This window comes from Mucilaginibacter sp. P2_A4, from assembly GCF_056405015.1.
This window is the reverse complement of sequence record NZ_JBFUCX010000007.1, coordinates 158,101-172,625: the sequence shown is the minus strand read 5'-3', so window position 1 is coordinate 172,625 and position 14,525 is coordinate 158,101. Positions and strand designations below refer to the sequence as shown.

General features: G+C 44.2%; 14 protein-coding genes and 1 tRNA gene. 1 reads left to right on the top strand and 14 read right to left on the bottom strand.

What is annotated here, in order from left to right; genetic code table 11:
- Positions 1-136 precede the first annotated feature (136 nt).
- The 3 genes from AC1DYB_RS14875 to AC1DYB_RS14865 form a co-directional block, all read right to left on the bottom strand.
- On the bottom strand, positions 137-1,342 hold the full coding sequence (locus AC1DYB_RS14875; RefSeq protein WP_295720989.1) for a bifunctional 3,4-dihydroxy-2-butanone-4-phosphate synthase/GTP cyclohydrolase II: 1,206 nt from the start codon (positions 1,340-1,342) through the stop codon (positions 137-139).
- 214 nt (positions 1,343-1,556) lie between these two features.
- Positions 1,557-2,981 (bottom strand): LptF/LptG family permease, encoded by a 1,425-nt coding sequence (locus AC1DYB_RS14870; protein ID WP_295720990.1) that lies wholly within the window; start codon positions 2,979-2,981, stop codon positions 1,557-1,559.
- A gap of 110 nt (positions 2,982-3,091) precedes the next feature.
- A complete protein-coding gene (locus tag AC1DYB_RS14865; protein WP_295720991.1) occupies positions 3,092-3,472 on the bottom strand; it encodes an START-like domain-containing protein in 381 nt (126 codons plus the stop codon).
- Between the two features lie 239 nt (positions 3,473-3,711).
- Here AC1DYB_RS14865 and AC1DYB_RS14860 point away from each other — a divergent pair.
- Positions 3,712-3,785: transfer RNA gene (locus AC1DYB_RS14860), tRNA-Met, on the top strand.
- Positions 3,786-4,256: 471 nt separating this feature from the next.
- Here the strand turns inward: AC1DYB_RS14860 and AC1DYB_RS14855 are convergent.
- From AC1DYB_RS14855 to AC1DYB_RS14805, 11 genes are all read right to left on the bottom strand, one after another.
- Positions 4,257-4,946 (bottom strand): Crp/Fnr family transcriptional regulator, encoded by a 690-nt coding sequence (locus tag AC1DYB_RS14855; protein ID WP_477436070.1) that lies wholly within the window; start codon positions 4,944-4,946, stop codon positions 4,257-4,259.
- 44 nt (positions 4,947-4,990) lie between these two features.
- Positions 4,991-7,267, bottom strand: a complete 2,277-nt coding sequence (locus tag AC1DYB_RS14850) for a TonB-dependent receptor (RefSeq protein ID WP_477436068.1) — start codon at positions 7,265-7,267, stop codon at positions 4,991-4,993.
- Between the two features lie 141 nt (positions 7,268-7,408).
- Positions 7,409-7,789 (bottom strand): hypothetical protein, encoded by a 381-nt coding sequence (locus AC1DYB_RS14845; RefSeq protein ID WP_477436066.1) that lies wholly within the window; start codon positions 7,787-7,789, stop codon positions 7,409-7,411.
- Positions 7,790-7,791: 2 nt separating this feature from the next.
- Complete coding sequence (locus tag AC1DYB_RS14840; RefSeq protein ID WP_477436064.1) at positions 7,792-8,211, bottom strand: hypothetical protein; 420 nt, start codon at positions 8,209-8,211, stop codon at positions 7,792-7,794.
- Positions 8,211-8,978: an ABC transporter permease subunit gene (locus tag AC1DYB_RS14835; RefSeq protein ID WP_295711562.1), complete on the bottom strand. Its 768-nt coding sequence runs from the start codon at positions 8,976-8,978 to the stop codon at positions 8,211-8,213. Before AC1DYB_RS14835 ends, AC1DYB_RS14840 begins: the two co-directional genes overlap by 1 nt.
- Positions 8,972-9,688, bottom strand: coding sequence for an ABC transporter ATP-binding protein (locus tag AC1DYB_RS14830; RefSeq protein ID WP_477436062.1), 717 nt, complete (start codon positions 9,686-9,688; stop codon positions 8,972-8,974). The genes AC1DYB_RS14835 and AC1DYB_RS14830 overlap by 7 nt, the downstream gene beginning before the upstream one ends.
- Entirely contained in the window at positions 9,676-10,914 is a 1,239-nt protein-coding gene (locus AC1DYB_RS14825) for a nitrous oxide reductase family maturation protein NosD (RefSeq protein WP_477436060.1), read from the bottom strand. The genes AC1DYB_RS14830 and AC1DYB_RS14825 overlap by 13 nt, the downstream gene beginning before the upstream one ends.
- The gene (locus AC1DYB_RS14820; protein WP_477390345.1) at positions 10,911-11,351 is read right to left on the bottom strand and encodes a nitrous oxide reductase accessory protein NosL; all 441 of its coding nucleotides are present in this window, start codon (positions 11,349-11,351) and stop codon (positions 10,911-10,913) included. Before AC1DYB_RS14820 ends, AC1DYB_RS14825 begins: the two co-directional genes overlap by 4 nt.
- Positions 11,348-11,959: a hypothetical protein gene (locus tag AC1DYB_RS14815; protein ID WP_477436058.1), complete on the bottom strand. Its 612-nt coding sequence runs from the start codon at positions 11,957-11,959 to the stop codon at positions 11,348-11,350. Before AC1DYB_RS14815 ends, AC1DYB_RS14820 begins: the two co-directional genes overlap by 4 nt.
- Before the next feature lie 23 nt (positions 11,960-11,982).
- The gene (nosZ, locus tag AC1DYB_RS14810; protein ID WP_477436056.1) at positions 11,983-13,965 is read right to left on the bottom strand and encodes a Sec-dependent nitrous-oxide reductase; all 1,983 of its coding nucleotides are present in this window, start codon (positions 13,963-13,965) and stop codon (positions 11,983-11,985) included.
- A 20-nt stretch (positions 13,966-13,985) separates the two neighbouring features.
- Complete coding sequence (locus AC1DYB_RS14805; protein WP_477436054.1) at positions 13,986-14,474, bottom strand: c-type cytochrome; 489 nt, start codon at positions 14,472-14,474, stop codon at positions 13,986-13,988.
- Positions 14,475-14,525 lie beyond the last annotated feature (51 nt).

The following is a 14,525-nucleotide window of genomic DNA, read 5'->3' as shown; positions in this document are numbered from 1 at the left end:
GATTTCAGATGTGCAGATAAAATAAAAAATGGAGGTTGATGTTTATCGGCCTCCATTTTTTATTTATAAATTGTTCAATCAATCTGCACATCTTCAATCAATCTGCACATCTGAAATTTAAAATCTGCACATCTAATTAATGATCGCGCATAATGGCGTGATCCATTTTATCGCGTTTGGTGCGCAGGTATAATTCATTATGAGGATTTGAGGCAATCTCGATAGGCACATTCTCAACTATTTCTAATCCGTAGCCAATTAAACCGGCCCGTTTTTTAGGGTTGTTGCTCATTAGGCGCATTTTTGAAATGCCAAGGCTCCGCAATATCTGCGCGCCGATCCCATAATCGCGCTGATCCATTTTAAAACCAAGTTTTATATTGGCTTCAACAGTATCATAACCATTTTCCTGCAGGTGGTATGCTTTCAATTTATTGATAAGACCAATACCACGTCCTTCCTGGTTCATATAAATAACCACGCCCTTGCCCTCTTTGCTTATCATCTCCATTGCTTTGTGCAACTGAGGACCACAATCGCAGCGGCAAGAGCCAAAAATATCGCCGGTAACACATGAGCTATGCACGCGTGTTAAAACAGGCTCACCGGGTTCCCATGTGCCCTTTACAAGGGCAAGGTGATTTTCGCCGGTATCAAGCTGTGTGTAGGCTATCATTTCAAAATCACCCCACTCGGTTGGCATTTGTACCGATACTTCTTTTTTCACCAGTGTTTCTGCACTTAAGCGGTAGGCAATAAGATCTTTTATAGAAACAATTTTGAGGTTAAATTCTTTTGCCATCACCAGCAGATCTGGCAAACGGGCCATATCGCCATCCTCCTTCATAATTTCACAAATCACGCCGGCTGGTTCAAACCCGGCCAAAACAGCCAGGTCAATTGCAGCTTCGGTATGCCCGGTTCTGCGCAAAACGCCACCATCCTGGGCAATCAGCGGAAAAATATGTCCCGGCCTTCCCAGGTCCTCTGGTTTGGTTAAGGGATCAATTAAAGCTAAAGTGGTTTTTGAACGGTCTGTAGCCGAAATACCTGTTGTGCAGCCGTGGCCAAGCAAATCAACAGATACGGTGAAGTTGGTTTCATGCGAGGTGGTATTATGACTCACCATAGGTTCAAGATCAAGCTCACGTGCACGATCTTTAGTAATAGGTGCGCATACCAGGCCTCGGCCATAGCGTACCATAAAATTTATAGCTTCGGGAGTTGCATTACGTGCTGCTGTTAAAAAATCACCTTCATTTTCGCGATCCTCATCATCAACTACAATGATCATTTTACCTGACCTTATATCTTCGATAGCTTCTTGTATTGTATTTAACATTGTATATGTATTACGTACGGCAAGCTTAAAAGGGTGCCATGGTATATTTAAAGTTTAAACAAATTTAAAGTTTATTAAAATGATTCTGGTCGGTGTTGTGTAAAATCATCCCCAATGTGTTTTCCCATAATCAAGAGGAAAAAACAACAAAGATGAACGATGAAAAGTGCAAAAGCAGGCTTTCTCATCTTTTACCCTTTATTCTTCCAGCTATTTAAGCCGTTTTACGTTTAAATAATCTATTGAAAAGCCTTTTATAAACGTCCATATCAAATAATGCCGAATCAGTAGCTGCCTTGTATGACAGGAACAATCCTATGGGCGTTAACACGATGATGGCTATCCACATGCCAAAAAATGTAGAAACGTTACCGGCCCTAACAGATTTTTCGCCTATGGTTGATATGATATAATAGATCAGGAAAAACACTACCGAAATTACAACGGGTAAACCCAGGCCCCCTTTGCGGATAATTGCGCCAAGCGGCGCACCTATTAAAAACAGGGCGATACACGCAGCCGACAGTGTAAATTTCTTTTGCACTTCAGACGCATACCTGCGAATGGTCATGGAATCAAAATTATATTTATCGGTACGGTTTTTTAGCACATCCTTTATGGAACGCACCTCGGATGCGGCGCTTGAAAGTGTCATTACCTGGTTGCTTATGGTCATCCCTTTCAACAGATCCTTATCTGCAGGAATATATTTTATTTTTTTAGCAGACTTTGAAGGCATGCTAAAATATTTGATATAGGGAGTAATTAGCTTATAGTTCATAACAACTGCCGCAGTTACCGCATGCTGGCTTGAATCAATATACTTTCTTAGCTGACTGAGGTTCATCATTTGCGAGGCCGATTTAAACTCGTTCTCATCGGTACGCTTAAGTCTAAAGCCGGATAGATCAAACTTTTGTTCGCTCTCCGTAAATCTAAACCGGGTTAAGCGCTGGCGCATGTTATAGTTGGCGCCATCGCTTTTTGATTCCACGTAGTTTACACCATCCTTTAATTTTAAAACAAGGTATTTATCGCCCATGGTACGAAACATAGTTCCTTCGCGGGCCAGGGTAACTTCTGTATTGTTTTCCTCATCATTTTTTTTGTATATCATGATATCATACAAACGCTGCCCATCAGGATCTTTCTTTTTTACCCGGATAGTATAGCCTGGAAAACTCGCGCTAAAAACCCCCTCTGGCAATAAATCGGCTGATTTTTGTTGACGGGCATCATACAACAACGAAAAATATTTGAGGTTTGCTACCGGCAGCATATAGTCAGAAAAAAAGAAGGCAGCAGCACTTAATATGGATATAATAACAACCATAGGATACATTGCCCTGCTTAATGAAATGCCTGCAGCTTTAATGGCTACCAGTTCATAATTTTCGCCAAGCGCGCCATAGGTCATAATGGTTGATAGCAATACTGATAAGGGCAAAGCCATAGCCACATTGGTTGCCGAGTTATACATCATCAGCTCGAGGATGGTGTACCAGGCAAAGCCTTTGCCTATCAAATCGTCAATGTATTTAAACAAAAACAGCATCAGCAACACAAACATCACAATGAAAAGCGTAACTGCAAAAGGCCTTATAAATGATTTAAGCAGTAAAAGATGGATCTTCTTCATCGGGGCAATTTGTATTTTACAGGATTAAAACCGCACATTATTGCAGGTTAATTTTCATTAACGCAAAATTAACGTTTCACAATACAAAATTAGCTAAAATTAAGTTTGCCTTAGGCGCCTAATACACTTATGAGGTAATCAATCTGGTTATCCCAAATAAGTTTGCGTTCGGGAATCAGCTCTTCGGTAGCAAAATCAGTAATACCTAATGCAACATCATTGGTAAGCTCATCCTGCAAAATCTCCATCTCAAAATAGCATTGTGGCTCATCATCAACCCATTTAAACCTTACCAGTTTATTTTCTTTCACGGTGATAAGCTTGGCCTTTTGAGGCTCATCATCCCAGGTAAACGTATAAACCTGGTCGCGTACATTAACATCATCGGCAAACCATTGTGCTAACCCGTTAGGCTCATTCAAGAAGGTGAACAGTATTCTTGGAGATGATTTTATCTCATATTCTATAGTAAATTTCTTTTTTTCGGACATCTAAGTTTATACTTGAAAACGGGTTAAGCAGTAAATGTTAACATTTTTTCTAAAGAAAACGAATTTCTGCTATATTTGCAAACCTTTTTAAGGAAGACAATTGTTTTATAAACGTTGTCGCTCGGTTTAACAACCATAAAAACAGAGCTTTGAATTAAAAAGGATGCCACGAAGCTTAAGGCGACTTAAGCAGAAATAAGACGGCAGACAAACTTTGGCAAGCAAAGTTCAATAAAAACGGCGGGGTAGCTCAGATGGTTAGAGCGTAGGATTCATAACCCTAAGGTCGGCAGTTCGATCCTGCTCCCCGCTACACTTGACAGAAAGCCCCTTTAAAAAGGGGCTTTTCTTGTATATTGCCATTATTAACAATAAAATTTATTAAGGCCTAGGACTCATATTCGTTAGCCAACGAACGGCAGTTCGATCCTGCTCCCCGCTACTTAAGGAAACACTATATCATTGGTGTTTCCTTTTTTATGCCAATAAAAATCTGTGAGCCAAATCGTTAAGTCTCGTCATTTTTAGTTCGAACTTTGCTGACAAATCCTTAGACTTTTATTCAATGTGGTCTAAAAAGGAAACTGAAAGTTGCTTTTTAGCTGTTTTCTCAAGGTTCGAATTCTCCTTAAGGTTAGGCGCATTTTGATTAGCTAGCTGAGAAGATATACGAAGCCAGGGTAACCAAAGAGCGTAAGCTGATCGGGGTTCTGGCGCAGCGGCTGTTCATGAGCGCCGGGATAAAAAGCGACTAACAGCAACTTGCCAAACGGCCCAGGAGCCATCAGGCGTCCGTAGTGAGTCCCGCCAGTTTTTGGCGGTCATTGATCCTGATCTGCTTACCAGTCACGATAACGATATTTTCTTTTATAAGGTCCATGATCACCCGGAACACCGTTTCATAGGTAGAGGCGGAAAATGCAGCAAGGTCATGCCGGGAAAGTGTCAAATTGATATAGCCATTCACATCTTTGCCAAACTGTTCTTCTAATGATAGCAAGGCCTGCGCCACGCGCCCTTTGACAGGCATGTGTGCCAGGTCACGCATTTTCCGTTCGGAAACATCCAGTTCTTCTGCAAAAAGTACCATGAGTTTATAACTTAGGTAGCTATTGGTTTTCAGCGAAGCTTCGAAGAACTTGATATCCACAAAACAAACTACCAGCGATTCTACAGCAGTAGCGGAAACGCCGTAAACCATTTTGCTGCCCAGTCCCCGGTGCCCTAGTATAGACCCATCGGCGGCAAACTTGATGATCAGTTCTTTGTCATCGCCCCATTTCTTATGCACCTTTGCCGCGCCGGAATAAACAAAATAAATGCCTGTTACCGGTTGCCCTTCGCTAAATATCACCTCGCCTTTTTTGAATTTCAGGTTTTGTTTATGGAGGTTGATGGTCTCGCGCCATTCTGGAACGGTATTACTGCACAAAAAACATTTTTCGAGGTTACATCCTTTCTGGGGCTTGTTCATGGACTTTCGTTTAAATATTCAGTTGGTAATGATAGTATATATTGTCAAAAGAAAAAAGCCACCCTGACTTTCGCGAACAAGGGGGTACCTGGTGTAAAACTCATCTGATCAACCGGTGCAGCTTCTCCTCTCAAGCGGCTCACCTGTTCAACGGCATATTCGTTCCATTTTTTGTTCAGCAGATTTTCTACAGTTAAACCGAACTCGTAGTGTTTTTTGCTGTAGTTGATCTTCAGGTCAGTTACGAAGTAGCCGTCTGCGGTTAGTGTATTCGTGTTATTTCCGGGGCGGTTGCGCATATAGCGGTAGCTCAACCCGCCGTTAATCCCGTTATTTAATCTAAAATCCAGCCCCCCGGTGCTGGTCAACGTGGGCGCGAGCGCGAGGTAGCCGGTGCTTTTTGTACTGTCGGCGTATCTTGGACGGGCCATATTGACGTTCAGATCGGCAAAAAGCCATTTGGTCAGCTGGTAGCGGGCCGAGAGATCAATGCCAGAACGTTTGGTTTTACCACCTGGCGCAATGTCACCATCGTCGGTGTAAACAAATTCCTGAGACAGATACAGGTACCACACCGCTGCGTTGATGAATAAGCGCGGCATTGGCTTCCAGTTCAGCCCCAGGTCCAACCCATATGCTGACGGGATAGTTTCCAGCCCGTTATTGGCGATGACAGCGATAGCGTTATTGGAATGAAACCCTTTACCCGCTTTCAGATAAAATTGAATTTGTTTATTGGCTGTATACTGGACATTCAGTTTTGGACTTACCGCGAAACTGTTTTTAGTGGAATCATGGTAATTGAATTTAAAGTAGTCCAGCCGTGCACCAGCGTTGAACTGCCATTTACCACTTTCCAATGTTTCATCCAGGTAGATGGCCGTGTTATTTTGTCGAATATCGCCCCGGGTGATGTTATCCAGGAATTGGTATTGTTTGGTTACGTGGTCATAAACGGTGCCATAGGTGCGGTCAAAGCGACCGGTCAATCCAATAATAGAAGTCAGGAGGTTATTCTCCCAGTATTTGCGTTTACTGAGTTTGCCGTTATAACCGAACATATCCCGAGTTTCCGCTTGCTGTCGCTCGTCGCCGTTAACACTGTCTGCCGCAAAAAAAGTGGAGTTCACATGCAATGAAAATGTGTAATGGGTGTAGTATAGCTGATTTTCCATGGACCAGTCGTTTTTTAAACCAGTGGTTAAGCGGGCAATGGCATTCACCCTCGTTGAGCGGCCTCCCTGGGCGCTGTCGATGGCGGCAAACCTGTCGATGGTTACGGGAGCGGCCTGGATTCTGATCGCGTTTCCCTGTTCGTCCAGTGCAACCGTATTAGCCGCAACTACCCGTTCAGGGATTTCCCCGGAAGCGATCCAACTGGTGCTGAAGGTAGAAGCGCTTAAGGTTAATTTATTGTTTGCTCCTATTTTTTGAGTGTACTTTCCGAACAGATTGGTGCGTTTATAATGTTCCGGCAGCTTAAAAGCGCCATCGGTATAATTATATTCCCCGGCTATATAGGCTGTTGTTCCGCTTTGAGTGGCTTGCTTCCCTAATAGATCGACAAGTGCCGCGATGCGGAAGGAATGCAACTGCCCGCCCTCCAGGCTGATCATGCTCCTTTCAATCGCGTCTTTGGTGGTATAACTTAAATAGCCTGCCGTTGCCAGATCGCCATAAGCGGAATAATAAGGACCCTTGCCAAAGTCAAAATTCTTTACCGTTTCAGGGATCAGAAAGTGCAGGTCGGCATAACCCTGCCCGTGAATGTGGGAAACCATATTGACCGGCATACCATCGACCGAAACGTTCAGGTCGGTGCCATGATCCGCATCGAAGCCCCGTACAAAGATTTGTTCCGCTTTGCCGCCGCCCATATGCTGGGCGATGAACAAGCCGGGAACCAGACGCATCAGGTCCTGTGAAGAATTAACCGGGCGCAGCCGCAGATCTAAAGTACTCAGGGTATGAAAAGGACTGCACATCAGTGAAGGGGCGATCACCACCTCTTTCAGGTCAACCTGCCCGTTATCCATTACAATGCTAACCGGAATAGCTGAACTGTGCGCCGGAAAAACTTTTGTCGTGTAACCAATATAAGTAATTGTCAAAGTGGCCGTGTCAGATGGAAGCGAAAGCTGAAAGTCCCCTGTTTTACTGGTGCAGCACAATTTGCCATTGGCGCGAATACAGGCGCATTCCAGTGGCTGTTTGGTGGTATTATCGGCGATATGGCCTTTATAAATGCATTGTGCGTTTGCCCATTGCACCGCTAAAACGGTGACTATCATAAGCAACGCCATTTTTTTTAGCGTATTCATTGGAATATATATTGAGTAAAACCGCTCGCGGTTTGCTGATCGTTGAAAATTATTCTTTAGGCCGGAAGAAACGATCCGTGCATAAATTATCCATTGGAGGTGCCAAAAGACTCCTTCTTGATGGTTAGACTTAATTAAAGATCAACTCAATTGGGGCGGGCGGAATATGGAGTGAAAAGTACCTCGAGGTTTACCGTAATTTCCTACGGACGGGAACGGGCTTTCGATACCCACGCGCCATAAGGTGCTGTTGTGAAAGAAATTGTTGACAAAATAACCATCCTGGAACAGGTTTTTTTGCGCCTGGCTTTCGGCATTGTTTTGTTTGTCCTCCGCTTGCTTTATCTTTTTCATCAGGTAACATTTACCGTTGCAATGCAGTAAAGGTTTATCTCGGTTTTCGCACAGTTTGGCGGTGATATAGCTTTGGTTCAATTTGAACCCGGCATAAACGAACAGCCGGGAGTAGTTAACGGTGAGCACCGAGAAAATTAAAAGCCATGCCGCTAACTGCTTTAACATTTTTATATCTTAAAATATTGGTTGAATATATTTAAGCGTTTTTTTACTTCATTGATGTGAATTTTGGCCGATGCTGCGTTAGTTGCCTGGTTAAGCTGGGCAACTTGTTCCATCAAAGGTTCCAGCCATTTATGCAGGGCCAGATGATCCGGGCCTTTCATCCGGCATTCTTTAATCATTTGATCGATACCCGCCTGTAACCTGGTGCCTGCCTGGTGATAATCAGCTAACGTATTGCCGTTGACTTTTTTGACGATCTGCCGGAGACGGGCAACATTATTACCGGTAGCTTGGTCGATCTTCCACTTGGTGCCGTTGTTCAGCACTAATTCCTCGGAAGTTTTTTCATGCTGATAGCGGATCGTTGCATGAAGTGCAGAAAAAGCGAGTGCAAACACAATAACAGTGATTGATTTTTTCATTATAGGTCTTTCTTTTTGAATATTTTAAGTGCAAAGAATAATGGCACAATGATCCAGATCATTTGCATCAACAGGGAAAATACGATCCCGATACCGCTTCCAAAAAACTGCTGGTAAAGCGCGCCCGTATAGCCCATTAACGCGGAAATATCAAGTTGCAGCAGGATCAGGATACGGGCAAGATCTATTGGGTTTAATGCCGTTAAAACGATCATCGCTTTTTCCAGGGGATAATCGGCAAAAAGCGTAAGAAATAATAAAACAAGCCCGTCAAATATGATCGAGAAATAGAACCAAAGCATTAGGGCAAGTCCAATACCCTTGGCTTTATCGCGGGTGATGGTCGATGTCAGGAAAGCCAGCGAAATAAAGCTGAGTGTCAGCAGGCAGCCGGAGATCATCAGTGTGATGCCGGTGGCAGAAAAAGCGAACAGGCAAACGGGAATACATACGCCAATAAAAAAAGCAAGCAAGATCGAACTGCTGATCCCGATGAATTTCCCCAGTAAAATATTTCGCCTGCTGATGGGCTGCGATACCAGCATTTCGGTGAATTCGGCCGCATTGAAGTAATAAGTGGTCGCATAAACGATGCTCACCAGCGGAACGATGATCAGGATAACCGTCGTAATGCTTACCAGACCTTTGGTTACGTCCGCATCTGACAAGAAAATGGTCAGGCTGATCGCCAGCAATAAAAGTGTATACGCCAGCAATACCTTGCTGCGTACGATATCAAGGATGATATATTTCGCGATCTTTAGCATGATGGTGAACTCAATATTTGTGTTAAGGCCTTACTTAGTTTCTGCTCGCCGGTCTCCAGTTTCAGGTCCGTTAAAGTTTTATAAAATTTGATCTGGCCTTCAAAAAGGTAGAGGATATGATCAGATATCTCATCGGCTTCGCTCAGAATATGGGAGGTTACCATGATCAGTTTGCCTTTAGATTTTTCTTCCAGTATTTTTTCTTTCAGCGCTTCGGCGGCGAGCGGGTCAAGGCCGGCAGATGGTTCATCGAGGATCAGCACATCAGGGTTAAACATAAATGCCAGCGCAGCGCTTACTTTTTGTAACGTGCCACCGGATAAAGTGCGCATGGTTTTTTGATACATGCTTTCCAGTTGGTAAGCTTTGAGCAGTTCTGTGTCCACCGCGTCCTGTTGCCGGATATCCATAACCATTTTAAAAAGCTGACCGATCTTCATGTTATCGGGGTAATGCCCTATTTGGGGCATATAACCGATGTTTCTTTTATAATCAAAGGTGTTCAGAATAGACCTGCCTTGAAACAAGATCTCTCCGCCATCCGGTATAACCATCCCGAGGATGGATTTGATCAGCGTAGTTTTCCCCGAGGCATTTGGCCCCAGGATGGATACCACCCCGCCGCTGGTAAAATCGCAGCTCACATTTTTGAGTACTTCCAGCCGCCCAAATGATTTTTTAAGTCCCTTGACCGCTATTATCTTTTCCATGGTTTCATTCTTGGTTTTTCGTCTTTAACAGATTCGGGCGTAATGGAAGGAATGGCGCGTTCTACCTTGTCGATCAGGTTGACGATGAAACTTCGCATCAGCATGACGCTTTGCGGGTTCTGTTCGATGATCTGCGCGTACAGGCTTATCGGGCGGTACGGGATATCACCGGTACCATCCTTGTTCAGGTCATAGCCTTCGTATTTGTCCCAATAGTTGTCGTTGAAATAGATCTCTTTTAAAGTACCGTTGGTGGTAACGTCAAAAGAATTTCCTTTATAGTTGTTTTGGGTAAAATGGTCCTTGTTACAGCTGGCCAGTACCCGCATGGCCCAGCCATTGGAAATAAAATCGTTATGGGTTACCGTGATGCGGTCGGAGTTTTCCATATAGATACCGGTGGTGTTGCGGATAAAATGATTACCTTCGATCCGCGCATCGGTGATCTCTTTGAGCAATACCCCATAGATAGAGCTACCCCAGTTTTCAATGAACGTGTTATCCAGCATGGCAATGCGCCGGGTGTACATGACGGAAACACCTGATCCATTGTTTTTAAAGGTATTTTGCCGATAGGTGTCATCGTCAGAGAACATGAAATGCAGCCCGTAACGGATATTCTTTTCACTGAAATTATTCTCGATCAGGCATTTTTTAGCGAACTCGAAATAGATACCATCCCGGTGACGGGTCACGTAATTTCCGTTGAGCAGTACTTCCTTACATTTCCATAAATGGATGCCATTCCCGGAGTTCTCAATGTTGTTGGAGCCGGTAACATGATTATGCAGTACCTGGATGTGTTTACAGTTGGATAAATAAATTCCGAAAAAATTATTGACGAGCGTGTTGTTGCTGATGGTCACAAATTCCACATTACTTAAGCGGATGCCTGCAAAATCACGCATGGAGCCCGTTTTTGAATTTTGGATGATAAAACCGTCCAGTTTAACATGACCGGAAGTGATCGTCAGCACTTCTTCCTGGTAACGGGCATCCAGGATCGGTTGGTTCTGCCCTAAAATGGTCAGTTCTTTATCTACTATCGTATTCAGTGAAATATAGGTCCCTTTTTCAACGCGTATGGTATCGCCATTTTTGGCGAGGTTTACCGCCTGTTTGAGCGTTGCCACCTTTGTTCCGGGCGCCACGATGATCGTGTGTGCCCATAACGGAAGCGGCATCGCCAACAACAAACCTATTTTAACGATCAGCGATCTCATCATTTGTCTTTACTTAATAGCAGTGACCAGTCATACACCTGTGCCGACCTGTCTTTTTTTGCGGCTTCTGCCGCTGGCCGGGAAAGAAAAGCCGCCAAATTCCCACCCATAGGTGAGGACAGCGAACTATCCCGGAGGAAAAAGGATTTCCGGGCATCGGTAAATTGTCCGGGTTTGCTAAAATCATTGACTAAAAAAACACTCTTCGAGTCGTCGGCAATGGCAGGATTTTCGCTTATAAAATTACCCATGCATTCAACTGCATCAAACTTGAATACTTTGCCTTTCGCGGTGATAAGCTCAGCAGCGAAACGCTTATCCATGATCGTCATTTTACAATGCGCACAGGCATCTTTACCATATCGGATGGGATCGGGCGCGTTGCTGCAAGCCGTCAAAAAATAACACAGCACCATTGTAATAATGTTTAACCTTTTCATTTGATCTTGTTTGGAGAAATTTTCGGTTTATAAAAAAGTGCAGTTGCAGCTAATAACCCGCCTAATCCTACCAGGATCCCACCGGTATCAGGTAACGAACCAGCAGTAAAATTGAGCAGTTGCTTATAGCCAAAAAGCGGCGGCTGGTAATTCATCCCTTCTACTTTGATAGCGGCATGTGGATTGAGTTTGTGTCCGTAGCTATATTCCCACATGTAAAAGTCACTAAAGCCAACGCAGGCGAACAGGCACAAACCAATAAACCAGGTCCATAAAAGCTTGCGGCTTTTGGCGATAGCGGCTGCGAGACCGATGAGCGTCAATACCCCAAATACATAGGGGAGTATCTTAAATTCTTTAAAATCGGCTACAGAAATAAATTTCATGCCGATATAATGGTTCAGACCGTTGATCTGATCGATACTACCCGATAGTCCGTTCAGCCAGATCTTCATTTCCAGGCCTTCGGGGTATTGGGGAGCGTCCAGTAAAATATGCCATAACGGAAAAAAATAAGCGCTCAGCATCAGCAGGCCGCTGATGAAGATCAACACTCTTGTATGGGTTTTCATGGTCGGGGAATTATCCAAAGCGTATAGTGTTTTCAAACACTATACGCTTTGATTTATAATTATTGAGTTACCGGGTTTTCGCCGATAGAGAATTTAATGGGTACATTGGAGCCTGCTGGTGACACCCTAAAGTAGCCCTGCATTTCCTGGTGAAGCGCTGAACAAAAGTCAGTGCAATAAAAGGGAACAATACCCGCTAATCCTGGAGTCCATTTTAGGGTACAGGTTTCACCCGGCATGACCAATAATTCTGCGTTATTTGCACCTTTGATCGCGAAGCCGTGCGGTACGTCCCAATCCTGTTCCAGGTTAGTTACATGGACATAAACTTCGTCCCCGATCTTAATGCCATCAATGTTATCAGGTGCAAGGTGTGAACGGATAGCTGTCATGTAAACATCCACCCGGTTGCCGTTTCGTACTACTTTAGTGTCTTTTTCAGACTTGGTTACATAGGCGTTTTTATTTTCTTCCAGTTTGAAGAATTTGATTTGGTTTTTCAGCACCTTTTCTGCCGGGATCATTTGCGCGTAATGCGGCTCGCCGATGGTTGGGAAATCCAGCAAAAGCTTCATTTTGTTCCCGGTAATATCAATTAGCTGGCAAGCCTGCGCAAGTTCCGGACCTGTTGGCAGGTACCTGTCCTTGGTGATCTTGTTCAGTGAAAGCAGGTATTTGCCAAATGGTTTTTTAGAGTCGCCGTCGACAATGGATAAGTGGCCGGGTGAATAATAAGAAGGTATCCGGTCTATAATTTCCAGGTTGTCCACTTTCCATTTAACCACCTCTGAAGAAACGAACATGGTGGTATAGGCATAGCCTTTATCATCAAACTCGGTATGCAGGGGGCCCAGGCCTGGTTTTTTAACTTCACCGCGAAGGACGGCTTCGTATTTCAATACCGGGATAGTACCGGCTACCATACCATCATATTGTTTTTTTTCGATAGCGTCCAGCATTTTCTGATAAGAGAAAACCGGGATAACGGCCGCCAGTTTGCCACTTGCTACAATACTTAAACCGTCAGGGCTTACATCTACACCATGCGGAGATTTCGGGCAGGGCATGTAATAAACAAGGCCTGGAAATTTAGTGACATCAATGGTCTGTGTCTCTGTTTCAATGACAGAGGTAGCCGTGTGGTTTTTTTCATTATATATATTGTGCGCATATTTTGCAGGCGTTTTAGTTCCCTTACCGGCGGCGATCAATTCCTCTGCTTTTTTCCAGTTCACGGCCATTATAAAATCCTTATCACGCTGGCTGGCATTCACCTCTAATAGGGTATGCGCCTGTTCGGTATTATAGCAGGTAAAAAAGATCCAGTCATGTGACGGGCCTTTACCGGCATGTGCTAGATCATAATTAAAGGCGGGAACTATCAGCTGAAAAGCCAGGTTCATTGCTCCATCGTCTTTATTTACTTTAACAAATGATACAGCACCCTTGAAGGTCTGTTTAAAGCTGCTGATCGGATTATCTGTTTTATTGTTATCAAGCGGCTCGCTGAAACGGGTATTGCCGACAACATATTCCGTATTTTCTGTGCAAAACGGGGACGCGTGATTTCCGCCGATGTTCGGCAATTCTAAAATTTCTGCTGTTTTAAAGGTTGCCAGGTTAATACGAGCGATACGCGGCGTGTTATTTCCATTAATAAATAACCAGCGGCCATCGTCCTCGCCATTGGTTTTTGAAAGCTCCGGGTGATGCGAATCATCCCAGGGCACAAAGCCGTGTGAAGTATTCAGCATCGGTTTGGTTTCTTCCGAATAACCGTAGCCGTTCTCCGGATTTTGAGAAAATACAGGGATCACTTTTAACAAGCGTCCGGAAGGAATACCGTAGGCAGCTACCTGACCGCTAAACCCGCCGGATAGAAAAGCATATACTTCATCATATTTACCTGGTGCCACATATACTTTTTGCGCGGCATCGGCATCGACTGATGAGCCGGCTTTTCCGGGTTTACAGCCATAAATGGTACTGCCCGCTAACAAAGCCAGGGCCGCTACCAATAATTTATAAGGTGAAAATTTCATAATCCGTAAAAGTTTAAATGTTATTTGCTGTCGTTTTTTCTAAAGTATTCCAATATCTGGCGGGTTTCTTCATCCGTTACATTCTGGAAGGTCATTTGGGTCAGGTGTTTTGCCAATAATGCCTGGCCAACCGGATCTTTTGCTTCCATTTCAACTGGGTTGGTGATCTGGTTCATAATCCATTCCGGGGTGCGTCTTTTGGTAACATCCTTCAAGCCCGGGCCAACCACTTTCTGGTCGGTCAATTTATGACAGGCAGCGCATTTCGCGTTAAACACGACAAGCCCTTTATCCGCCATTGCGGGGTCAATGGCAGTCAGTTTCACATCCGTGAATTTGCCGACACCCTTGCTGTCGCTTTTTGCAGCCGGGTCAATATCCGCGCTTGCTGCTGGCGTAGCGGCCGATGTATTGTCTGCCTCCGTGGCTCCGTTTGACGGACCGCAGGCATATAAAAAGGTCAAACCTGACACGAGCGTAGCAATAAGTAAGGTTTTTAAATTTTTCATTTTTCTTGTGTTTTAATTTTTGATAAAACTATCAGTAAACAAGCAGGGCGG